Here is a 23,522-nt window from a genome sequence, read left to right as displayed (position 1 = left end):
CAACTTTGTTCGGATTTTATTACTAGACTTATTATTATGAAATCCCCCTCTGTTAGGATAGGTGTCGTATAGAACTCTCCTTGTTATACTTAATAAATAGATGGAGGTCGTGCGACATGAATACACAAATTGTGAAACGATATACGAAGGATTTGAAGGACGCTGTCCTAAAAAGAATGATGCCCCCTCTTAACGAATCGATTAAGAGTATTAGTAAAGAACTTGGAATTTCAGAACAGTCACTTTATAAATGGAGAAACAACGCACGTATTAATGGACATTCAACACCGGGTAATGGACAAACTTCTGAACGCTGGAGTAGTGAAGATAAGTTTCTAGTTGTTTTGGAAACCTACTCCATGAATCAAACAGAGCTAGCAGAATACTGTCGCAAAAAAGGGTTATATAAAGAGCAAATTGATGCATGGCGTTCACTTTGTTTAGACGCAAATACTGGTGAAATCAATCAGACCAAGCGGCTTTCTCAGGAACTGAAAGAAGAAAAACGACGTACATCTGAGATTGAAAAAGATCTGCGTAAAAAAGAAAAGGCGTTGGCAGAAGCAGCGGCATTATTATTGCTAAGAAAAAAGGCCCGAGCGATTTGGGGGGATCAAGAGGACGAATGATTAGCCCGTCAGATCGCAAACTCGCGGTAGAACTAATTCAGGAAGCTAATCGCAACGGTGCGCGCTTAGCTCGTGCGTGTGCAGAACTGAACATCAATGTTCGCACGTATGAACGTTGGGTTTCAGATGGTGGAATCAAGAATGATCAACGACCCCACGCGCTACGTCCTGAACCTAAGAACAAGATAACAAAAGAAGAAAGACTAGAAATATTAGATGTCGTCAAAAAAGAAGAATTTGTGGATTTACCACCTTCACAAATCGTACCGAAACTTGCGGACCAATCGATTTATATCGTATCTGAATCAACAATGTATCGCGTCTTACGGGAAGAAAAAATGCAGCAGCATCGTGGTCAAAGTAAAAGACCAGAAATGAAATTACCCGAAAGTTATTTAGCGAAGGCCCCCAATCAAGTATGGACCTGGGATATTACTTGGTTAAAAGGACCTGTTAAAGGGTTCTATTATAAGCTTTATTTAATCATCGATTTATTTAGTAGAAAGATTGTCGGGTGGGAAGTATGGGAAACAGAAGACGCTGCTCACGCCGAAAAATTAATAAGAAATGCCATTCTAAATGAAAAAATTCACGGGGCACCTCTGGTCTTACACTCTGATAATGGCAGTCCGATGAAAGCAGGGACGTTTCAGGTATTACTTGAAACACTAGGCATCCAAAGTTCCTATTCAAGACCGCGTGTGAGTAATGATAATCCGTATTCTGAATCCATCTTTCGGACACTTAAATATCGACCTGAGTTCCCGTACACTGGATTCAAAACAATTGAAGATGCACGAGAATGGACCGCAAGGTTTGCCCATTGGCACACCTTTGAGCATCAGCATAGCGGAATCAATTTTGTGACACCAGAACAGCGTCATACAGGTGTCCACATTGAAGTACTCAAAAAGCGAAAAGAAGTATATGAACTTGCGAAACAAAAGCATCCAGAGCGATGGTCACGTTCAACGAGAAACTGGGATCCACACGAGTCAGTTGCATTAAATCCGATGAAAGAAAAGTTACGAGCAGATAAGACTTCCAAATAGGTTTGTAGACATCTATGAACTGCTACTCGTATTCTCTAAAGGTATTTACCCCTTTGCCCTGTGGATAATAAATTAGAGTGAAACTCTGATTTGTTATCCACAGGAGAGCAAGCAAAGCGCGGTAGTTAGAATGAAGCTAAATTGAACAAATGTTTAATCAATGAAAAGATCTTTATGCGACAACTATCTTGACAAACACCGAAATTGACTCGCTTATATTAATTATTCCCTTTCGCCATATTTCTTCTAATTAAAAACTTGTTTAATTATTCTCTAAATCATGGAGACCATCTTGTTTTTTAGTAATAAAAGAAGCTAATCACCACTATAAATAGTGTAATTAACTTCTCATTTCAGTGGCACTAAGGCTATTAAGTATTGAACCTGTATTGTTTTTTAAATCAATTATTTATTCCAAATAACATTTTCTTGTTTTTTTTCATTAACTATAAGTTGAAATACATCTGGTCTGGAATAGTGTCCCATTCCATCAAAATCAAATTGACTTTCGGCAATTTTATCAAGATTTAAGTCTGCATACAGTATTTTTTCTTCTCCAAAGACCGGTTCTACTAAGAATTCACCTAGAGGATTTACGATACAACTACCACCTCGTGACATTTCATGTGGCAAATGAGCAAATTCTTCTCGAGAAGTAATTTCAGTTGGATACATATCTTTCGTTGAATATTGATTGCAAGATAATACAAAGCATCTTCCTTCATTAGCAATGTGACGCATTGAAGCAAGCCATGTATCCCGATGATCCGCAGTAGGAGCTATATAAATTTGAACTCCTTTAGAATACATTGCCGCTCTCGCTAATGGCATATAATTTTCCCAACAAATTAAAGAACCAATTTTGCCGTAAGGGGTATCAAAGACTGGCAATGTACTCCCATCTCCTTCGCCCCAAATCAATCTCTCCGATCCAGTTGGTTTCAACTTTCTATGCTTCCCTAAAATATCTCCGTCTGGGCCAAAGAACAAAGCAGTACAATATAGTGTTCCATTACTATTTTCATTATCTTTCTCAATAACTCCTATGACTACGTAAGCACCAATTTTTTTTACTACTTTTCCTATCTGATCAGTCTCCGCACCTGGAATCGTAATTGAATTTTTCCAGTAATTTAAGAAATCTTTCCTACCTTCATTTGAACGACTACCTACAACTGCTCCAAAGGACATTCCCCTTGGATATGCAGGAATAAAAGCTTCTGGAAAAACAATTATCTTTGCATTATTCTCTCCAGCCTCTTCCAATAGTTTAATTGTTTTCTTAACTCCTCTAACTTTATCCATAATTTCAGAGCCGGCTTGCACCACTGCAACTTTAAAATCCTCATTCACTTGTCCCATACACTTCATCCCTTTCGATAGCCGTCATTATGAAATAACCTATGTATTAATACTTATTTCAATACCACTTTATTTCCATACAATCTTATTATATCATTTAAACAGAATAGTTAAAAAATATATCAAAAAAAAACTTGAGAGATAGTATTTCTTTTGTCCCATGTAAATAGTGTGATAAAATAAACATAAATTGGAAGCAAGGAGGGGTTATATGTATTGCTCTCATTGTGGAGCGAAGAATGAACAAGAGGCTAAATTTTGTAGTGACTGCGGAAAACAAATAAAAAAGACACGTGCCAAGTCTCGTAAGCGGAAGGCACTTTTGTTTACTGGTTTACTTCTCACACTTTTTGTATGTTTCGCTATTGGATTTAAGATATCTACCATTCTTAATGATCAGGAACCAAAAGAAATAACAACAATAACAGATTCCGAAGTTTCTCTTAATAAAAGAAATGAAGAAAAAGTAGATACGAAAGAAACTCCCTTAAAAAAGGAACCAGATCCTGTTCCATTAACAGAGAAAGAACAAGAGAAAGAAAAAACTCAAATTATTAAAGAGTCCCAATCACGAGTGTTTACCATATTCACTGAGACCAGCTTAGGTTCTGGTTTCCTATTTGAAGAAAAAGGAACTGTCATAACCAATGCCCATGTTGTAGCTGGCTACAAAGAAGTAATACTTAAAAACATAAACGGTCAACAAACTATGGGAAAAGTCATTGGGATTTCAGATCTTTATGACATTGCTTTAATTCAGGTCAACGATTATGCAGGTCAAACCCCACTTATTGTAGAAACAGGGGAAACAGATATTGGAACGGAAGTTATTGCACTTGGAAGCCCTCAAGGTTTAGAAAACACTGCCTCTATTGGCTACTTAACCGGACTCGACCGATCATTTACTTCAGACTTCCAATACGAAAATGTTTACCAAATTGACGCACAAATTTCACCTGGTAGTAGTGGTGGACCCCTCCTAGATGCTAAAACAGGCAAAGTAATCGGTATCAACTCAGCTTTACTAACTGACGATAAATCTATCGGCTTTTCCATTCCCATGTACACGATGCTAGAACTGGTCCAAAATTGGTCCAATTCTCCCATGACTGCAACTGAAGTAGTCAATGTGTTTTCATTTTACGACGATTATGTATACGATCCTGACTCCTCTGCAAAAGCTGACTCTTACTATGAAGATTACAAATCCTCTGAAGAAAATAATGATGATTTTAAGTTTTACTTTGAAGAAAGCACACTTACCCAATTTGTCCTGTACTTCAGGAACAACTATGAACTGGCACTAGATTACGAAGATTTTTACTACATTGAAGACATGCTTTTATACGACAGTACTGCATACAACGAAATGGATGACTATATTTCACAGATTTCCGGACAAGGGATGATTTTCGATTTCACATCAAACGAAATCACAGATGTCTTTATTGAAACGAACCACGCTGTAGTCAGTACTTTTGAAACATTCGACTTCATGGACGCAGCAGGTAATTTTTCCTCTTATGAACGCGAAAAAGATTATGTTGTAATAATGGTAGAAAATGGCGCATATAAAATTACTGATATTATCATTTATGATTGAGACCCTTTGAAATTTAAAGCACCACCACGAAAGCCCAAAGCAACTTCAATTACGGTGTTTGAAGATGAGAGAAAAGGCATTTTCTTACCCAAAACGTGCGACTCAATTGTGCATGGGACTAGATTGTAAAGTGAAAACTTTATCCGTTATAAAAAGAGCGACCGAAGATAGAAATTTTCGGCCGCTCTTTGTTTTGGAAGTGTAATTATTTATCACTCTCTGAAAGAACTTCAATACAAATTCGTACACTATTTAACAAATCTTCATGTGATATGCTTGGAATTTTACCATGTTGCAAGGCCAACTCATGGGAAGCTGGAATATGAATGAAACCACTTTTCATAGATGACTTATTTTGTGCAGCATAATGTAGCCCTTCATACATCACGTTGTTGCATAAGTAAGTACCAGCTGTATTTGAAATCTCGGCTGGATATCCTTTTTCAATTAATGAATTCACCATTTTTCGAATAGGCAAAGTAGACATATAAGCAGGTGGTCCATCTTCTTGGATAGCTTCATCAACAGGACTGTACCCATTGTTATCAGGTTCCCCATCTTTACAATTAATCGCAATCCGTTCAGGGGTAATCTTGTAACGTCCTCCAGCCAAGCCAAGCGAAATAACCGCGTCTGGTTCTGTTTCCTTAATATGATCTAATAATTGTTTTCCTGAAGATGCAAAATCTACAGTCATGATTTTACTTTGAATTGTATAGTCCCCAATCGTCTCTCCATCTAACTCTTCAACAATTTTCATCGTTGGATTCACCGTATATGATAAAAAAGGTTCAAATCCTGTCAATAATAGTTTTTTCAATAGTCATCCTCCTTTTAAAGTTTAATCGGTCTTTCCCGGAATCGAGTACCTTTGTCGTTTAAAACTAAGATTTCCTTGTTTTGCAAAACGTTAATAATTCCTTTATTAAAAAGGACCTGAGCTTCTATACAACTATCCAATTCTTTTCCATAAACAATCTCATCAGCAGCTTCAGAAATTAAATCAGCAGCTACCCACTCTGGATATCTAAGAATACTAACTGTTGGATATGTTGGCGTAACAGCAGTATTTCTATAAAAATTAAAGTTTTCAGATTCCTCAATAGGAAATACTTCTGGTAACCATTGATGGCCATATTTTATAAACCTTTTTTTCCAATAAATATTATCTTTCTCTATATCTGTTCCTTCAAATTGAGAAACAATTGATTGCACGATTGTTTCCAAATTTTCTGAAAGAAGTTCTGTGTTAACCTCTTGCGATACACGTCCAATTCCATACATTTTAGAACTAGGAAGGAAATATGAAACTGGGAATCTAGGAGGGCTATTATACCCTGCAAATGGTTGTATCCATTCATGAGCTGGAATTCCATGATTGTCAGCTACTACATCTGGAGCCCATTTTTTCATAACCGTTGGAAGAACATCAGCTTCACCAAAAATAGTTTCCTTATAACGTATATGTGCAAACTCTAGGCCTACCGCGTTATAACGAGCAGCATGGTGTTTCCATTCTGGATGTTCGGCTCTTAATTTCGACAACAACTTTGTTCCATCAGGATTAGCCATTGGAATGACTACGATGTTGACTTTATTTAGATCTCCAAATTGACCTTGTACAACCATTTCAACTAATTGCAGTGCCGCTTGTGTACTTGAAACCTCATTTGAATGATGTCCCGCTTCAATTACGATTGTTGGTTTATGAAGTGATAATTTTAATGAAGATTCAAATTCTTCATTGGATTTCAAATATACTTCTATTACTGGTATGGTTTCTCCTCCATAGGAAGTAGCAGGATATACTACCTTAATATTCGGATGCTGATCTAACCAGTCTTCTAATTGGCTATTCATGTTCAATGATTGAGAAACATCTTCTAACGCTATTGTTTTTTTGAGGTGACCAATATTCACTATGGCCTCTAAACTTTCACAGTTTGAATTCATACAAATATTCGAAGTCGCAATTCTTGCAGGAATGAAATCATTCCATTTAAAAACTCGAATGGATGCTTTAGGTTTACTACCTCTACTAACATGCATATATGGATGAATCCCACCAGGTGCATCATAGGAGATTCCTGATACCTGGGTGCCCCACTCTGAAAAATAATCTAATGTATTAAAATAAAGATCTTCATACAATGCTTCCATAGATGAGGTTCGTTCATGATCTACACCAAGTTTTTCTTCTTCTTCACTCATTGTCACTTCAAGCTCTATTCGGTCGAATAACGGACGTGTAACACCTTGTCCTTCGTTTACCGATCCAAGTTTTCCTACTAATTTCGGCAGAAACTCTTCCATATAATACAGATAGAATTGCTCTCGATCTGTCGGAATCTTTACTTCGTTGGTTAATTGACCTTCAACAAAGGTGCGGAACATACTTGTAGTTGGATAAGAAAATTGATTAGGTACAACATACTCTATTTTAGATATAGGAACTGAAAGATTTCCTAATGTCTTCTCTTCTCCATTTGATAGTAATTCAACTACTTCATAGGTTTTAAGCGTATTTTCATCTATTAAGTCAAATTGAATCGATTCTGCATCCAGTTGAGTAAGCTCTTTTTCCAAATATAGGTCAATAGGATAAAGTTCTTGAATCCATCTGATAGGCAATTCAAGCCCCGCTTCATTCTGTTCCTTTTTCGTTAAAATCTTTAATTCAATACAATCTTTTGAAATCATTGGAAGTATTTCTTCTTTAATCCAATGAAAACCAGGTTTAAATGATGAACGTACGTTTATTGATTGTATGTACGGATATTTCATTTTAATAAAACTTTCAATACTTTTTCGTATTTCATATGGTTCAGAAATGAAGATTTCAATAGCAGAGCCTTCTTCTATTGTTGTTTCAGATAAAACTCCATATAGTTTTTCAACTTCTGATTGAGTGGTCCACTCTTCCTCTAACCAAATCGAACTCTCTTGTTCTTGTTTCTGTTCCAGAGATAATTGATGCTCCCACTTCCCAAACGAGCCACCATCACTCCAATGTTTTTGACGGTTAATCCAACTGAGGAGGCTTACCACCCCCTCCTTATTACCTTCTAGTACAATCTGTTGTTTAATTGGAACAGAGATTTGATTTGTTTGACTCTCTTTGAAGTCCAAAAGTACGAATGGATTATCATTCAAAGATAGAGGGAAATGAATAGACGTACTATAATGAGCTGCCCTAACAACGAAATGGCATATTTCCTTAAAAAGTGGCATTGACTTAATCGTAGGGTCTATATTTATACCCAAATTTAATCGATGATGTGGAGAAGCTTCTATAGTATCTCCAAAGCCCGAAATAGACCAAATATCCGTGACTTTCTTAATTGTTCGCTCTTCCCAGGTAGGTGAATTAGAATCCTGAGTCTCCAATCCGGATTTAGCTAGCTCCTGCAATAAAATTGAACAAGACTGTACCTGGTTATAGTAGATGCAAACTTTATTACTATCAGTTAACTCAATTTTATCTATTTCAGATTCTCTAAATGATAGACGAATATGTTGATTGATATCCTCAAAGAAATTGTAGGAAAGAGCTGTGGTTTCAAAGCCTAACCGTGCCATAAAATCAAAAAGTCCTTCTGGCATAAATTGTTTAGGCAAGTCAATAAAAAGAGAAATACCATCCCTAATACCATCACCATTTTTATCTAAAAACAGACCATTCATCGTCCAAAAGTCTTCATACTTCATCGTTTGTCACCCCTACATTTTCAAATTCGGGTCAAATCGATCACGTAACCAATCTCCGAGTAAGTTAAAACCAAGTACGGTAATCATAATGGCTACACCAGGGAAAACGGCTGTCCACCAAGCTGTAGTAATATAATTACGACTGTCGGCAAGCATCCCTCCCCATGAAGGGATAGTCGGATCAACACCCAGTCCAAGGAAAGTTAGTGAGGCTTCAAGTAAAATAAATTCTGCAATGTACATCGTCCCTAAAACTAAAATTGAAGATAGAACATTAGGTAAAATATGCTTACGAATTATGGTGAAATTGGTTCCACCAATTGCCCTAGCTGCTTGAACAAATTCCTGCTCTTTTAGTGCGATAACCTGGCCCCTTATTAGTCGAGCAAAGCCGACCCAATATGTAAGACCCAAAATAATAATGATTTTCCATACACCTGTACCTAGAACACTCATAACCACAATTGCAAAGAGAATGAATGGGAACGCCAGTTGAACATCGGCTGTACGCATAATAAAATCGTCCATCCATTTCCCAAAATACCCTGAAATTAATCCAAGAATTGTACCAATTACTAGTGAAATGAGTACCCCAAAAAAGCCAACCATAAGGGAAATTTTCGCTCCATATATAATTCGACTAAATAAGTCTCTACCTATTTGGTCGGCACCTAGAAAGAAGACTGATTCTCCAGTAGGGTCTGACCATGAAGGAGGGGCTAAACGATCCATCAAACTTGCTTTTGTAGGATCGAAGGGTGTAATCCATTGTGCGAAAAGAGCACTACCAACGCTTAATACGACTAACAATAGCCCTACAAAGCCTGCTGGGTTTTTCTTGACAAATTGTATGAATTTTTTCCCTAACGATTTTTTCCCTTTAACAATGATTTTTTCATCATTCTTTGTAGTCATTGTTAAGCCCCCTTCCCAGTTTTGATACGAGGATCAATAAATGAATAACTTATATCCACGATTAAGTTGACTAGGACCATGATGACTGCAAGGAATATAACGCCACCTTGAATGACTGGATAGTCCCTCTGGTTAATTGCATCGATTATTAGTCGACCAACACCAGGCCAAGCAAATACTTGTTCAACAATTACTGTACCGCCTAGCAAAGACCCAAATTGGATACCTAAAAAAGTGATGGTTGGTAACAATGCATTTCTGAAAGCATGCTTGATAATGACAGACCACTCACTGATTCCTTTTGATTTAGCTGTTGATATATATTGCTGATTCATTACTTCTAACATAGAAGAGCGAACCAAACGTGCAAGTATGCCAGAAAGAATCATACCTAATGTAATGGATGGTAATATTAAATGACTGAAACTTTCAAACCCTGAAGAAGGAAGCCATCGTAGGTGAACTGCAAAAACCAGGATTAACATGATTCCCAACCAAAAGTTTGGGAACGAGATACCAATCAAAGAAAAAATTCTTCCGAAAAAGTCAATACTAGTTCCTCTTTTAACAGCTGAAAGAATACCAACCGGAAATGCTATAGCCATAGCTACCACGATTCCACCAAATGCTAAAGCTAAGGTAGCACCTAGGCGTTCCAAAATAAGGCTAGTAACAGATGTACCACTTCTAAAAGATTCTCCAAGGTCTAGAGTTACAAGCCCTTTAAGGAATATGAAGTATTGTTCATAGACTGGTTTATCCAAGCCTAAATTTTTTCTTACTTCCTCAATTGCTTCTTTAGATGGTTCGCCAGCAGAGAACATGACGGATACAGGATCTCCTGTTAAACGAATTGAAAAGAAGATAATTAAGGAAATAACAAAAATAACTAAGACCGTGTGTAACAACCTACGAATGATATAAGTTAACATTCTATTTCCTCCTTCCCCGTTTAAAGCAAAGAGGTAGTATGAAAGACATACTACCTCTCATTGCTATTTATTCAACACTAACTTCTTCTAAACGCATACGATCATCATGAGGTGGTTGGAAGCCTTGTAACCTCTTGTTCACACCATATAAATCTACTGCTTGGTACAAATTGACTTCTGGTGCTAATTCATGTAGCAATTCAGTTAACTCCATAAATATTGCTTTTCGCTCCTCTTGATCGACAGTCGCACGTTGTGCTTCAAGTAATTCTTCGACCTTATCATTTTTAAATGATGGATTCCATTGCTCACCTTCGTGATACATTAAATACGCAGTATTATCATAGTCAAGTGTCCATCCGCCCCAACCTTGTCTATACATATGACCTGCATCTCCCTTAGGAATCAAGTCAGATATAAGGGTTGTATTGTCTACACTGTTGATATTTAGTTTAAGACCTACTTCTTCTAAATAAAATGCTACTACTTGTACGATTTCTTTAAAGTTACCGTCGTTACCTGGGATAAAGACATCCAAACTTGTCCCTTCCGCAACTCCAGCTTCTTTCAGTAATGCTTTTGCTTTTTCAGGATCATATGGATATGGTTCTAAATCAGGATTGTTACCAAAAGATAATTCACTTTGGAATGTGCTGATCGATTTACCATAACCACCCAAAATTTCTGAAATGATTGCATCTTTATCAATTGCATAGTTAATTGCTTGACGAACTCTTACGTCACCTAATGGTTCTTTTGCAGTATCGAAACGTAATGAGAATACTGTCGGTGTTCCTACTTCTTTTAATTCTAGGTAACTAGCTTCTTTAACAGTTTCTGCTTGTGCCACTTCTACTCGTTTCATAATATCAATATTGCCTGTTTGAAGTTCAGCTAAGCGAGTTGATGCTTCTGGAATAATCTTAAATGTAACTTTATCAAGCTTTGGTAATCCTTCTTTCCAGTAGTTCTCATTCTTTTCTAAAACGGTTTCTTGATCACGTTGGTAACTGACCATTTTAAATGGACCTGTACCCACTGGATTATTATTAAAATGGTCATCTGTGTTTTCTTGCACATAGTTAGGAGGTACAATTACTGCACCATAACCTGCTAATTTAGTAATAAGTACTGGATCTGGTGAATTTAAATTCATTTGCACTGTAAATTCGTCCACTACTTCTACGTTTTCTATAGATGTATAGTTAGAATATTGGGGTCCTTTTTGTCCTTCTTCACCCAATAAGCGGTCAAATGTAAATTTCACTGCTTCAGCATTAAATGGTTCGCCATTATGGAATTCTACACCTTCACGTAATTTAAATACGATAGTTTTGTCATCTGTGTATTCCCAGCTCTCAGCAAGTCCTGGTACTAATTCAAGATCAAGTGTACGTTCCACTAAACCTTCATAAACAGAAATGGCAACAGTACCCCAATCTAATAGGAATGTATCAATTGGATCCCAGTTTTGTGGGTCACCGGATACTCCAACTACTATCTCATTACCACGTTCTGCAGCAGGGTTTGTCTCATCAGTTGAACCACCACCATCATTACTATTATTACTACTGTCGGTACTTGAACTACCATTTGAACATGCAGATAAAATAAGTATTAACATCATTGAAATTACTAAAAACTGCTTCTTCATCTTTTTCATTTTTCTTCCCCCTTGTCAATTTGTTGTATATATTCGCCATAAGGATATGGCTGAGAATAACCAATTTTAGCCGATATTAATGCTGCAGACTCCCATAACTTAGGAAGGAAAAGATGCATATTTTCTTTCGGTAGTGACTGTATAATACCAGCTATACTAATTGAAAATTCTACTTCATTATTACGATTGAAAATAGGTACTGCAATTGACACAGTTCCTTCTTCAAGTTCGGATATACTATAAGAAAAACCATTTTCACGTGTTTCTTTAATATACGCCCAAATCTCTTCTTTCGTTTTTGGGGTATTGTTTGCATATAGAGTTATAGGAGCTTCGAGTAATTGTTCGACTTGTAAATCATCCATAAATGCCAATAATGTACGAGGACATGCACCTGCATACAACGGCGCTGTTCTGCCAACCCGTGTATACAATCGAACTGGTCTTGTACTATTTACTTTTTCAATATATATCGCTTGATCTTCTTCTCTCGCTACCAGCTGTACCGCTTCATTAAATTCCTGCTGCAATAATTTCATGTACGGTAGAGCAATTGTTCTTATCTCAAAGGTACTTGCAGCAATATCTCCTAATTGCAAAAGCTTCCATCCTAACGAATAGGTTTCCCCTTCAACCAAAGCCCCATTTTTCTCAACCATAATACGTTGTAAGTAACCGAATTCTAAAAAAATTCTTAAGATACGCAATGTAGTAGATTTAGACATTTGAGCTTTAGAAGCAATCTCATCTAGTCGCCAAGTCGGTTTTTCTTCTCTGAAAAGCTCCATTAACTGTAAGCCTTTTTCAATAGTTTTACTCATCCACTTTTAACACCCTCTTCTTCAAAAAGATGACAGGATACAAAATGATTCGATTTAACTTCCTGCAATGTTGGTGCTACTGTTTTGCACACGTCCATACATGCAAAACAACGAGGATGGAAAGTACATCCTGAAGGCGGATTTGATGGACTTGGGACATCGCCTTCTAGTATGATTCGTTCCTTTACTTGCAAAGGGTGCGAAGTTGGTAATGCAGATAGAAGAGACTTAGCATATGGGTGGAGTGGGTCGTCATACAAATCATGTTTATTTGTAATTTCGACCATCTTCCCTAAATACATCACGCCTATCCGGTCACAAAAATGTTTAACAACACTTAAATCATGTGAAATAAAGATATATGTTAAGCCAAACTCTTTTTGTAAATCCCGCATTAAATTAAGTACTTGTGACTGAATTGAAACATCTAGTGCCGATACCGGTTCATCAGCAATTATTAACTTTGGCTTTGTTACCAATGCTCTAGCAATACCAATTCTTTGTCGTTGTCCTCCTGAAAATTCGTGGGGCAATCTGCTTAGTTGAGCTATCGTCAAGCCAACTTGTTCCGCCACTTCATGGACTCTAACTTTTCTTTCCTTTTTATCACCCATCTCGAAATTTATGAGTGGCTCTTCAATAATGTCATAGACTCGCATTCTTGGGTTAAGTGAAGCAAAGGGATCCTGAAAGACAATTTGGATATCCTTTCTCATTTTGCGCATCTCATTTTTATCGAGCTTTGATAGGTTTACACCCTCAAAATGTACATCTCCTGAAGTAGGTTCAAGCAATCGCATTATTGCTCTTCCAGCTGTACTCTTACCACAACCTGATTCGCCAACAATTCCGAACGTTTCACCTCTCTTTATCTCAAAAGAAATTCCATCCACTGCTTTAACCTGTTGTAATGTTTTTTTACCAAATATCCCTCCTTTTACAGGAAAGTATTTGGTTAATTGTTCTACTTTTAATAAAACATCCGCTTCTTGTATCACAGTTTCACCTCTTCTCGGTCTTCACTGTAAAGCCAACATTTCACATTTGAACCATCTTCTGTTTTGAATGTGGGTGGTTCAATATGACAACGTTCATGCGCCATTGGACATCTTGGTGCAAAACGGCATCCCTTTGGCATATTTCCTGGAGAAGGAACAATTCCCGGTATAGACGACAAATACTCTTTTTCGTTATCGATATCTGGAAGAGATTCCATCAAGCCCTGCGTATACGGATGTTTCGGTGAGTCAAATAAGGATACAACGTTTGCTTCCTCAACTATTTCACCTGCGTACATGACGATTACACGGTCACAGACCTCAGCTACTACCCCAAGATCATGTGTAATTAATACAATTGACATTTTTAACTTTTTCTGAATATCCTTCATTAATTCCAGTATTTGCGCCTGAATTGTTACATCCAAAGCTGTTGTTGGCTCATCTGCTATCAAGATCTCAGGATTGCACGCCAATGCAATAGCAATCATTACACGTTGTCTCATTCCACCTGATAATTGAAACGGATATTCCTTCAACACGTTTTCTGGTCTTGGAATTCCAACAAGTTTCAACATTTCCAGAGCACGGACACGCGCTACTTTTTTCGAGATGTCTTCGTGACTCAACAACATTTCCACAATCTGATTGCCGATTGTATGAACAGGATTCAACGAACTCATCGGCTCCTGGAAAATCATCGAAACTTTTTTACCACGGACATTTCTCCAATCACGCGTCTTGAAATTCTTGAATTGGAGGTCATCAACCACGATATCTCCTGATTGCCACCTCACTCCTGCTGGTAAAAGTCCCATTAAGGATAAAGACATCATACTTTTCCCGCAACCAGACTCACCAACAATTCCAAGTGTTTCGGCTTTGTTTAAATGAAATGAAACATCGTTCACAATTGCAATGTCTTCATCATCATGCCTAATTCCAACACGCAAATTTTTTACTTCCATTACATTCGTCAATTATGAATCACCCCTCTATCATTTCAACATGTGAAACGGCGTTTCATTTAATAAACTAACAATAACAAATATTATGTTCTTTCTCAATAGTTTTTTTATTTAATTATTCTGTTTAACGAATAGTTTAAGATAACATCATGTCTAAAATTTATATTCCAAAAGAGTTACTCTGCATTTCTTCCTTACAACTAATTCTAGCTTCTTCGTTACCCTGCCTGAACATTTCACTAATTTGGTTCGATAAATAAATGCTCTAATTAGTTTTAATATTTCTATTATTCTTCTAAAAATTCTTGTGCATTTGGGAATAGTTACCTATAATTAAAATAAATTTTTTTAATATTTTAATATAAAATAATTGGTATCATAACCACATAAATGGAGTAAATATCTATCTATTACAAGCAATTCCTGATGAGTATTTCCCTGAAAGTTGAATTAGCCATACGTTAAAAATCAACATAATCCAAAAAAATATCGGGTTAGGGGCCAGTTTTTAACCCAAGTTTCATCAAAATATTTATAAAAAGCATGAAAAGACCCGAAAATGACCATTTTTCATTCGCGAAATCCCGATATTACAGTACTTCCCTTTTAAATTTCGAATTGTAGTGACCTAAGGAAAAATAGTGATGGAGTGGATAGTATTGCTCTGTTCTGCTATCGTGATTATTGAGGAGTTGGAATACGAATAAAAGTACGCTAAATATACATTTGTGAAAAAAGAATGATCACGATTGAATTGAAAGAATAATATGAATAAACTAATAAAAATTGTAGTGACCAAATAAAAAACAGAAATCCCTATGTGAAGGGATTTCCGTGTACTTGAGATGAAAGTGGGGTTAACATTTGTAAGTATGTTTAAATTGAAAAAGGAGACATTTCGTTCGATTTTAAACGAAATGTCTCCTTTTCTTTCATATTGTTTACTCTGATTCCTTCATTAAGGTCATAATTCGTTTGAGGTTTACTGCGAATATGGCCATGGCTCCTTGCATCTGCACACCAAATAGACCCGCATATGATGATACATCATACCCATGTCTATGTTTCAATTCACTATTTTTCGATTCGATTTTATAGCGTGATTTTGCTTTTCCTTTAAATTCCTCACTATTTTGAAAGGTTTCTTAATTTTTATGTTCTGTCAATTTTATTGTTACAGAAAAGGTCTTACTTTTAGCCCAAGTTTCATCAAAATATTTATAAAAAGCATGAAAAGACCCGAAAATGACCATTTTTCATTCGCGAAATCCCGATATTACAGTACTTCCCTTTTAAATTTCGAATTGTAGTGACCTAAGGAAAAATAGTGATGGAGTGGATAGTATTGCTCTGTTCTGCTATCGTGATTATTGAGGAGTTGGAATACGAATAAAAGTACGCTAAATATACATTTGTGAAAAAAGAATGATCACGATTGAATTGAAAGAATAATATGAATAAACTAATAAAGATTGTAGTGACCAAATAAAAAACAGAAATCCCTATATGAAGGGATTTCCGTGTACTTGAGATGAAAGTGGGGTTAGCTTGATGACATTGGCCCAGAGCCTTATACCAGCGAAAGAGAAAACCATAACACATGTGTGCTATGGTCTTCTTTTTCGCTAGATTTTTATTGAGAAAATGGTACTCCTACATTTCACTTAGGAAGCTTGCCGAACAAATGGTTAAGATACAGATTTGTTCTCATACGATAAAGGATCGTTGTTTTTGTCTTCTTGTTCCGTTTTATCATATTTATGAGGAGCAATCATGATCTTGATTAAAGATCCAAATACTAGAAACGATAGAAATAAAGCTGGTACTCCACCTAGATTGTTTAGCATTTTGACACCGTCGATATTTGCAAAACTGATCATAGTCCAAGAGATGACACTGACGGTAACACCCCAAATGACTTTAATCAGAATACCTGGTTCAGGGCTTTCTGGAGTAATTCCCGTTGAACTAATTCCACTCATAGCTGCAATGTTGGAATCGCAAGCCGTTACAAAGGTGATAAAGACAATAAATATAAAGAACGGAATTACTATTTTGGACAAAGGCAAGGCTGCTAACACTGCATAGATAACAGCTTCCGGTCCACTATTTGCCATTACCTCAGAAAGACCTGCTCCTGCCATCTGCATAGAAATAGCAGTTCCACCAAAAACAGTCATCCAAATCACTCCAAATACTGCAGGTAAAACAAAATTAACCAATATAACCGTTTTCACTTTATAACCATAGGCAATTCGTCCTAAAAACAAAGATATGATTAAAGCCCAGGCAAACCAACTTGCCCAATAAAAAGTTGTCCACCACTGTGGCCATAGATCGTCTGCTGCCGCACCAGTAAATAAGCTTTTTTCGAAAAAGTTACTTAGATAAACTCCCAAGGATTCTGTACCTAAATTTAAAATATAAGTAGTAGGACCAACTATAAATACAAATATAGTAATAATTACAAATACTCTCATATTGATATTAGAAAGCACCCTTATTCCCTTCATCAGTCCAGTTGAAGCCGAAATTACAAAGGTAGCTGTAACTACAGCAGCTACGATCCCCCAAAGGAGAGGAGTACTTTTTATACCGGTAATATGATTAATGCCCCCAGAAAGATTTAAAATACTTGTTCCCATCGAAGCCGCCATACCTAGGGCCAATGTATACAGGGAAACTCCATCGACGATAGCACCAGTTCTGCCATTCATCTTATCACCAAAAAGAGGCGCCAGGGCGGAACTCAAGCTATAAGGTTTCCGCATATTATAATAGGCAAATGCAAATACAATTGTAGGAACACAGTAGATTGCATAAGGCGTTATAGTCCAGTGTAAAAACAACGTAGACATTGAAAACAAGGCAGCTTCGGCACTGTTCGGTTCAATACCTAATGAAAGCGGAGGTGATGACACATGGTACACAGGCTCTACCAATGCCCAGAACGTAAGCGTAGCAATTGTAGTGGTTAATGTAATCGCAAACCAACTTACGTATCCTAACATTGGTTTAGCTTTAGCCCCTCCGATTCGGACATTTCCCAACGGAGAAAAAAAGACCGCAACACAAGCACCGACCATCAATAATCCTGTTAAGCTAAATAGCCATCCCATGTTAGCGATAACCCAATTATTTGCGTCTGTTGTTCCTTTTACAAAAGTATCTTTACTCGCGAAGCTTAGGATAGCTGCTCCAATCAATAAAAGAAAAGGCGGCCAAAACACAGTATGTCTAATATTTTTCATTATATTCCCTCCATCATTTTAATTGTTAGCGCTTTCACACAAACGCAAATTATATGAAATCACACTGTGATCTAACCACTATAAGATAGTTGGTATTCGACTACTCACATTGGAGTAGTCGAATTTTATTGAAATAATTACCGCTTCCTTATCCTTATGAAACAACCTCAAACTCTTCATATTCATCAATAACATTTGCAGCTACTTGTTCAGATAGTTCAATTACCGACCGACCAACATTTATACAGCTGCAATCATGAAAGGCATCAAATGCTTTATTAATGTCATCCAAATTAATCCGATCAAGAACAAGTTCATCTAACATAAATTTCCCGTCAAGATATAGTTGTGCAATCGCTGGGAAATCGCGGAATGGCTGTGTATCTCCATAGAAACTTCCTTTTAATATTTTTCCTACACGGTGAAACCCACCTGCCGGGATAGATAATGACATAGTTGGATTAAAGGCACCAACTGCGACAACAGTTCCACCTTTACGTACTGATTTCCATGCGGTTTCTGTTGCACCTGTATGACCAGAACAGTCAATCGCAAAATGGACACCGAAGCCATTCGTTAACGCTTTCAAGACTGCTTCAACATTATCTTCGGCGACATTAACTGTGTGGGTAGCTCCAAATTTTTTCGCGATTTCTAGGTTTGCAGGTTTTACATCACAAGCAATAATTTTTGAAGCACCAGCAATACGAGCTCCTTGAATGGCGTTTACACCAACACCACCAATACCAAATACGGCCACAGTCGATCCTGGAGTCACTTTTGCGGCATGCACTGCTGCCCCATAACCAGTAGCGACGCCGCAACCAATTAATGATGCTTGTGCAAGCGGCATTTCATCAGGCAGTTTTACACATGACATTTCTGGAACAACTGCAAATTCTGCAAATGTAGATAACAAGGAATTATGATAAACCTTTTCCCCTTCTTTACTTAAACGACAAGTCCCATCTAAAAGAGTTCCCGCAAACATAGGTCCAAAAGCTGATTCGCATAAATGAACAGCACCAGTTACACAAAATTCACATGTTCCACAATAAGGAACCCAACTTAAAGCAACTTTATCTCCGACCTTAACTTTTGATACATTTGGTCCGACAGCCGCTACTATGCCAGCACCTTCATGACCCAGAATTGTTGGTGTCGGCGTTTTTTCATCATTTAATGCGTTTAAATCACTATGGCATACACCGGTTGCAACAATTTTCACCAGTACTTCATTTGCCTTTGGTTCCGCAAGATCGACCGCCAAAATTTCAAGAGGTCTTCCTACACCCGTCATAACTGCAGCTTTCATTATCATCGTTAGTTCCCTCAATTCTCCCTGGTTTTTTATTAAAAGGCTATCCATATCGCTTTTGTTTTTGTATACGATTGTAGTGAATGGACAGCATATTCTTTACCCCAGCCACTTTGTTTCCAGCCACCAAATGGACTAGCAAAGTCATAACAACCATATTTATTAACAAAGACCATTCCTGCTTCTAGCTTTCTAGCTACACGATTAGCACGGGACACATCATTTGTCCAAAGTCCTGCTGCTAATCCGTAAATCGTGTCATTTGCCATCGTAACGGCTTCTTCCTCAGTATCAAAAGGAATCACACATAATACCGGTCCAAAAATTTCTTCCTGTGCAATCGTCATTTTGTTATCAACATCAGCAAAAATAGTCGGACGAACATAATACCCATTTGCATTTTCACCGGTTATGTCACGTTCTCCTCCTGCAACAAGACGAGCTCCTTCACTTTTACCAATTTCAATATAGTTTAAGATAGATTCCATATGAGCTTTAGAAACTTGTGCTCCTTGGTCACTCTTAGGGTCAAATGGATCACCACATTTATAGCTGTTCGCATATTCTCCAAGTTTTTCTACTACTTTATCGTAAATATCACGTTGAGCGATGAGGCGAGTAGGTGCAGAACATTTTTCTCCTTTATGGGTAAATAGTCCATAGAAAGAGCGTTCAATTGCTGCATCTAAGTCAGGGGCGTCACTGAAAATAATATTCGGTGATTTCCCTCCAAGCTCTAATGTTAAAGGTTTTAAGTTTGAGTCAGCAGAGTCATGAACCAATTTCTTGCCCACTTGAGTACTACCGGTAAATGAAATTTTATCAACATCCATATGGCGACTAATGTGAGAGCCAATTGAACCTTTACCAAGAATTAAGTTCAACACTCCTGGAGGGAAAATCCCTGCTTCATCAATAAGCTCGACTAAACGAATAGCCGAATACGATGTAGTGCTTGAAGGCTTCAAGACAACTGTATTACCCATTGCAAGAGCAGGTGAAAGCTTCCAAACAGCCATTCCTATTGGAAAGTTAAATGGTACGATTTGACCACATACACCAACAGGATCACGGGTTGTATAGCTTAAAAAGTCACCTTCTACTGGATTGCTCTCACCGTAGTATTTATCTGTCCAACCTGCATAATATTCAAATAGGTCAGATGCTTCTTGAACGTCATCGTTATAGGCCTCTGTATACAGTTTTCCATTATCTAACGATTCGAGTGTCGCTAGCTCTGCTTGGTGTTCTTTAATTAGTGCACTAATTTGACGAAGCTTTTTGGCACGCTCTTTTCGCGTTACATCGCGCCACGGACCATTATCAAACGCAGCTCTTGCAGCCTGAACAGCCTTGTTGATGTCTTCTTCTGTTGCTCCGTTAATCGATCCTGTTACTTGCCCATTCGCTGGATTAATAGATTCAATGGTTTCATTAGCTGAACTATTTACCCATTGACCATTGATATAAAGTTTCTTCGGTTCTTTTAGCCATTCTTTTGCCCATGCTAGTTTTGGTTGATCAATTCCTTCAAAAACAATTACTTCATTTATTTTTGTCAATTTTAACGCCTCCATTAAAATATTGTTTTATTCCTTCTTTACCTTTTTCTTTAATCATTGAGGAGGTAACTGAATATCCAAGCATTTCCTTCAATTCCACAACTAGTGGAATATAACTGTTTGACAGTTCCTCACATCTTTCTAGATTTGCTTTTATCCCATTCAGACAATTTTTCCGAAAGGTCCTAAGTGCTTTTTCAAGCATATTCATGGCATCAAAACTATTAGTAACTGCTGCGCCTTCAAAAACATTTAAATTTAACTCTCCATGCTCAAGTGCCGCTTGGACAGTTTGATCAATGCCAATGATTTGAAAGCAACATTGAATTAATGTTTCTGGTATAACCGGATTTACTTTACCAGGGAAAAATGACGACCCAGCCTGAACTGATGGTAGTACTATCTCTGAAAAACCGGCCTCAGGACCTGATGAAAGAAGTCGTAAATCTTTTGCGAATTTGATTAGACCTGAAGCTAATAGACGTAATTGAGTTGAAACGTTTGCAATGTCATCAATATTTTGTGCTGCATCAAACAAATTTTCGCGGTGATAAAGTCGTAAATTAGAAGCCTCGCAAAGCTTTTGAACGACAACATCGCGATATTCCTTTGGTGCACCAATACCAGAACCGATAACGGTACCACCAAGGTTTATCTGATGGAGCTTTTCTACTGCTTCATTTACTGAATCAAGACGCCGCTTCAACATAGCCTCATACCCGCTAAACGTTTCACCTAGCTTTACTCGCATTGCGTCTTGTAGGCAAGTGCGAGAAATGGTTGTAATCTCTCCAAAATCCGCTATTTTTTCAGCCACGCTACCAATAACAGCTTCTATTTCATTCTGCAATGGCTTAAAACTTTTAATTAATGCGATTCTACTTGCGGTATGGCACACATCAGATGTTGACTGTGACGCATTTACATGATCAATTGGATGTACGGGTGAATAATCACCAACCGCACTACCAAACTTTTTATTTGTAAGATTAGAAATCACTTCATTGATGTTCATATTTGTAGCAATTCCACCGCCACCATGTAACATATCTATTAGGAAATGTTGGTGGTTCTCTCCTGCTAAAAGCTCATCACAAGCTGATATAATAGCATTACCGATTTTTTCTGATAAAACCATAGCTTCCATATTTGCTTTTGCCCCAGCTTTTTTTACAACAACTAGAGCTGAAATATATTCGGGGTAACCTTGTAAAATTTTATTTGAGAATGATAGATTTTCAATTGCTCTATACGTATTAATTCCGTACAGGGCATCTACTGGAAGTGCCATTGATCCGAATGAGTCTTCTTCCATCCTTATCTCTTTCAATCAAACACCTTCTTCTCTTTTCATTAATCTTGAATAATTTCTTAAGAGAACAATAGTCAATTTTTTTATTTTAATTCAGTAGTTTTAATATTTACCCCCTTTGTGTTTAAAGCGCTTTCAGTCAATTTAGTATTAAAAAATTCAAAAGAATGATTTAAATGTATGTTAGCATTGTTTTTTCTTCTAGGTTTGTAGAAATTTTCTTCACTTAACTGTAGATTTTTTCTACAATCTAGGTAAATTTTTTAATTGTTCTTAACATTCAAGCAATTCAAAAAGTAATTTAGTTATAAAGGTGAATAAAATATCTACAATTATTTGATTCTACTTAAATAAAAAAACTCGTGCCCTCTCAGAAGAGGTACGAGTTTTTTCTATAACAACAGGAAAAAGAAGACCAATTTTTGAACTGATCTTTTAACTACGTCTATTTTTATACATGATCGGTTACAAATTTAATTTAATAAACCCTTCTCAATGAGAAATGCTTTTGCAACTTTTATTACATCATTTTGGAGTACATCTACTTGATAATTTAGCTCGATCATATCTTGATGTGTAATACTTTTAGAGAGTTGATTTAGTAGTATTTTTACAGTAGGATGTTCCTCTACTAATTCCTGAGTAGCGACTGGTGTTGCGTGATACGACGGAAAGGCTTGTTGATCATCATGGAGTACAATTAAGTCGTATTCACTAATCCGACTGTCTGAAATCATTCCAATTGAAACGCCTACTCTACCCTCTTTTACCGCAAGTGTCAATAAGTTCGTATCTACTGGAAGTACTTGATGATCATTTAAGGATAAATCATACACTTGTTGTAAATGGCCTAGCCCATCCTCTCGAATCAGAAATTCATCATTTGTTGCAAACTTTAATGGAGCATCACTTTCCTTCATATAATCTATCAAGTCGCTAATCGTCACCAATTGATGTTTATCAGCAAAAGATTTCCTTACAATTACTCCCCAGCTACTATTAAAGTCACTTCTTTCAAGCCAAATTAAATTATCGATTTCATCATATTCCTTCACTGCATTATATACTTCGTCAAAGTCATAAATTACCGGTTGCTTATGAAAGATAATCCTAGCAGTACTCGTATATTCCCAATATATATCAATTAATTGTTGTTCAATCGCGTTACGGATAGTAGGACTATCTAAAAAACGTATTTCATTGACTTTATAGCTATTATCTCGTAAAAGTAACGATGTCATCGCCATTAAAATATACTGTTCTGTAAACAGTTTAGATCCAATAGTTATCGTTGGCAGATCCGAAGTATTGGTCGGTATTTCTTCTAAGACTTTTGTTTTAGAGCTACAGGAGACTAGTAATATCATACATACGAAAATAAGAATGTTCCCTACGGTGTAGAATGATTTCCTTGGCATTATAACCACC

General features: G+C 36.9%; 17 protein-coding genes and 1 pseudogene. 3 read left to right on the top strand and 15 right to left on the bottom strand.

Annotated features, from left to right (window positions below):
• The first annotated feature begins 116 nt into the window (after positions 1-116).
• Both B371_RS0117285 and B371_RS0117280 read left to right on the top strand, forming a co-directional pair.
• Positions 117-629, top strand: coding sequence for a transposase (locus B371_RS0117285; protein ID WP_019415572.1), 513 nt, complete (start codon positions 117-119; stop codon positions 627-629).
• Positions 626-1,681 carry an IS3 family transposase gene (locus B371_RS0117280; RefSeq protein ID WP_019415571.1) on the top strand — a complete coding sequence of 352 codons (1,056 nt, stop codon included), beginning with the start codon at positions 626-628 and terminating at the stop codon, positions 1,679-1,681. The genes B371_RS0117285 and B371_RS0117280 overlap by 4 nt, the downstream gene beginning before the upstream one ends.
• 405 nt (positions 1,682-2,086) lie before the next feature.
• On the opposite strand, the gene B371_RS0117275 is transcribed toward B371_RS0117280, so the two are convergent.
• Positions 2,087-3,043, bottom strand: a complete 957-nt coding sequence (locus B371_RS0117275) for a carbon-nitrogen hydrolase family protein (protein WP_019415570.1) — start codon at positions 3,041-3,043, stop codon at positions 2,087-2,089.
• Between the two features lie 211 nt (positions 3,044-3,254).
• Between B371_RS0117275 and B371_RS0117270 the strand changes: the two genes are divergently transcribed.
• Positions 3,255-4,646: a DUF2116 family Zn-ribbon domain-containing protein gene (locus tag B371_RS0117270; protein WP_019415569.1), complete on the top strand. Its 1,392-nt coding sequence runs from the start codon at positions 3,255-3,257 to the stop codon at positions 4,644-4,646.
• A 205-nt stretch (positions 4,647-4,851) separates the two neighbouring features.
• Here the strand turns inward: B371_RS0117270 and pcp are convergent, their stop codons facing one another.
• The 14 genes and pseudogenes from pcp to B371_RS22035 all read right to left on the bottom strand — a co-directional run bounded on the left by pcp (position 4,852) and on the right by B371_RS22035 (position 23,512).
• Complete coding sequence (gene pcp, locus B371_RS0117265) at positions 4,852-5,466, bottom strand: pyroglutamyl-peptidase I (protein ID WP_019415568.1); 615 nt, start codon at positions 5,464-5,466, stop codon at positions 4,852-4,854.
• A 14-nt stretch (positions 5,467-5,480) separates the two neighbouring features.
• Positions 5,481-8,354, bottom strand: coding sequence for a M14 family metallopeptidase (locus B371_RS0117260; protein WP_019415567.1), 2,874 nt, complete (start codon positions 8,352-8,354; stop codon positions 5,481-5,483).
• 12 nt (positions 8,355-8,366) lie between these two features.
• A complete protein-coding gene (locus tag B371_RS0117255; protein ID WP_019415566.1) occupies positions 8,367-9,269 on the bottom strand; it encodes an ABC transporter permease in 903 nt (300 codons plus the stop codon).
• A 2-nt stretch (positions 9,270-9,271) separates the two neighbouring features.
• Positions 9,272-10,201 (bottom strand): nickel ABC transporter permease, encoded by a 930-nt coding sequence (gene nikB, locus B371_RS0117250; RefSeq protein WP_019415565.1) that lies wholly within the window; start codon positions 10,199-10,201, stop codon positions 9,272-9,274.
• A gap of 67 nt (positions 10,202-10,268) precedes the next feature.
• On the bottom strand, positions 10,269-11,855 hold the full coding sequence (locus B371_RS0117245; RefSeq protein WP_040681320.1) for an ABC transporter substrate-binding protein: 1,587 nt from the start codon (positions 11,853-11,855) through the stop codon (positions 10,269-10,271).
• A 5-nt stretch (positions 11,856-11,860) separates the two neighbouring features.
• Positions 11,861-12,685, bottom strand: coding sequence for an IclR family transcriptional regulator (locus tag B371_RS0117240; RefSeq protein ID WP_019415563.1), 825 nt, complete (start codon positions 12,683-12,685; stop codon positions 11,861-11,863).
• Positions 12,682-13,683 carry a dipeptide ABC transporter ATP-binding protein gene (locus tag B371_RS0117235; RefSeq protein ID WP_019415562.1) on the bottom strand — a complete coding sequence of 334 codons (1,002 nt, stop codon included), beginning with the start codon at positions 13,681-13,683 and terminating at the stop codon, positions 12,682-12,684. The genes B371_RS0117240 and B371_RS0117235 overlap by 4 nt, the downstream gene beginning before the upstream one ends.
• On the bottom strand, positions 13,680-14,651 hold the full coding sequence (locus tag B371_RS0117230) for an ABC transporter ATP-binding protein (protein WP_040681318.1): 972 nt from the start codon (positions 14,649-14,651) through the stop codon (positions 13,680-13,682). The genes B371_RS0117235 and B371_RS0117230 overlap by 4 nt, the downstream gene beginning before the upstream one ends.
• A gap of 941 nt (positions 14,652-15,592) precedes the next feature.
• Positions 15,593-15,850, bottom strand: a pseudogene (locus B371_RS23080) (transposase); the annotation flags it as partial.
• 489 nt (positions 15,851-16,339) lie between these two features.
• Positions 16,340-17,902 carry a BCCT family transporter gene (locus B371_RS0117225; RefSeq protein ID WP_019415560.1) on the bottom strand — a complete coding sequence of 521 codons (1,563 nt, stop codon included), beginning with the start codon at positions 17,900-17,902 and terminating at the stop codon, positions 16,340-16,342.
• A gap of 154 nt (positions 17,903-18,056) precedes the next feature.
• Positions 18,057-19,223, bottom strand: a complete 1,167-nt coding sequence (locus B371_RS0117220) for a Zn-dependent alcohol dehydrogenase (protein WP_019415559.1) — start codon at positions 19,221-19,223, stop codon at positions 18,057-18,059.
• Positions 19,224-19,255: 32 nt separating this feature from the next.
• Positions 19,256-20,782, bottom strand: coding sequence for an aldehyde dehydrogenase (locus B371_RS0117215; protein WP_019415558.1), 1,527 nt, complete (start codon positions 20,780-20,782; stop codon positions 19,256-19,258).
• Positions 20,766-22,112, bottom strand: a complete 1,347-nt coding sequence (locus B371_RS0117210) for a lyase family protein (protein WP_019415557.1) — start codon at positions 22,110-22,112, stop codon at positions 20,766-20,768. The genes B371_RS0117215 and B371_RS0117210 overlap by 17 nt, the downstream gene beginning before the upstream one ends.
• Positions 22,113-22,567: 455 nt before the next feature.
• Complete coding sequence (locus tag B371_RS22035; RefSeq protein ID WP_019415556.1) at positions 22,568-23,512, bottom strand: glycine betaine ABC transporter substrate-binding protein; 945 nt, start codon at positions 23,510-23,512, stop codon at positions 22,568-22,570.
• Between the last annotated feature and the right edge of the window lie 10 nt (positions 23,513-23,522).

This window comes from Paenisporosarcina sp. TG20 (assembly GCF_000286315.1).
Taxonomy (GTDB): Bacteria; Bacillota; Bacilli; order Bacillales_A; family Planococcaceae; genus Paenisporosarcina.
This window is presented reverse-complemented; position numbering and strand designations above follow the sequence as displayed.

Excerpts from the sequence above, each read along its gene's own strand:
- B371_RS0117245 (WP_040681320.1), bottom strand. The coding sequence starts at position 11,855 with ATGAAGAAGCAGTTTTTAGTAATTTCAATGATGTTAATACTTATTTTA.
- B371_RS0117220 (WP_019415559.1), bottom strand. The coding sequence starts at position 19,223 with ATGATAATGAAAGCTGCAGTTATGACGGGTGTAGGAAGACCTCTTGAA.
- B371_RS22035 (WP_019415556.1), bottom strand. The coding sequence starts at position 23,512 with ATGCCAAGGAAATCATTCTACACCGTAGGGAACATTCTTATTTTCGTA.
- B371_RS0117240 (WP_019415563.1), bottom strand. The coding sequence starts at position 12,685 with ATGAGTAAAACTATTGAAAAAGGCTTACAGTTAATGGAGCTTTTCAGA.
- B371_RS0117285 (WP_019415572.1), top strand. The coding sequence starts at position 117 with ATGAATACACAAATTGTGAAACGATATACGAAGGATTTGAAGGACGCT.
- B371_RS0117225 (WP_019415560.1), bottom strand. The coding sequence starts at position 17,902 with ATGAAAAATATTAGACATACTGTGTTTTGGCCGCCTTTTCTTTTATTG.
- nikB (WP_019415565.1), bottom strand. The coding sequence starts at position 10,201 with ATGTTAACTTATATCATTCGTAGGTTGTTACACACGGTCTTAGTTATT.
- B371_RS0117260 (WP_019415567.1), bottom strand. The coding sequence starts at position 8,354 with ATGAAGTATGAAGACTTTTGGACGATGAATGGTCTGTTTTTAGATAAA.
- B371_RS0117230 (WP_040681318.1), bottom strand. The coding sequence starts at position 14,651 with ATGGAAGTAAAAAATTTGCGTGTTGGAATTAGGCATGATGATGAAGAC.
- B371_RS0117270 (WP_019415569.1), top strand. The coding sequence starts at position 3,255 with ATGTATTGCTCTCATTGTGGAGCGAAGAATGAACAAGAGGCTAAATTT.
- B371_RS0117255 (WP_019415566.1), bottom strand. The coding sequence starts at position 9,269 with ATGACTACAAAGAATGATGAAAAAATCATTGTTAAAGGGAAAAAATCG.
- B371_RS0117280 (WP_019415571.1), top strand. The coding sequence starts at position 626 with ATGATTAGCCCGTCAGATCGCAAACTCGCGGTAGAACTAATTCAGGAA.
- B371_RS0117275 (WP_019415570.1), bottom strand. The coding sequence starts at position 3,043 with ATGGGACAAGTGAATGAGGATTTTAAAGTTGCAGTGGTGCAAGCCGGC.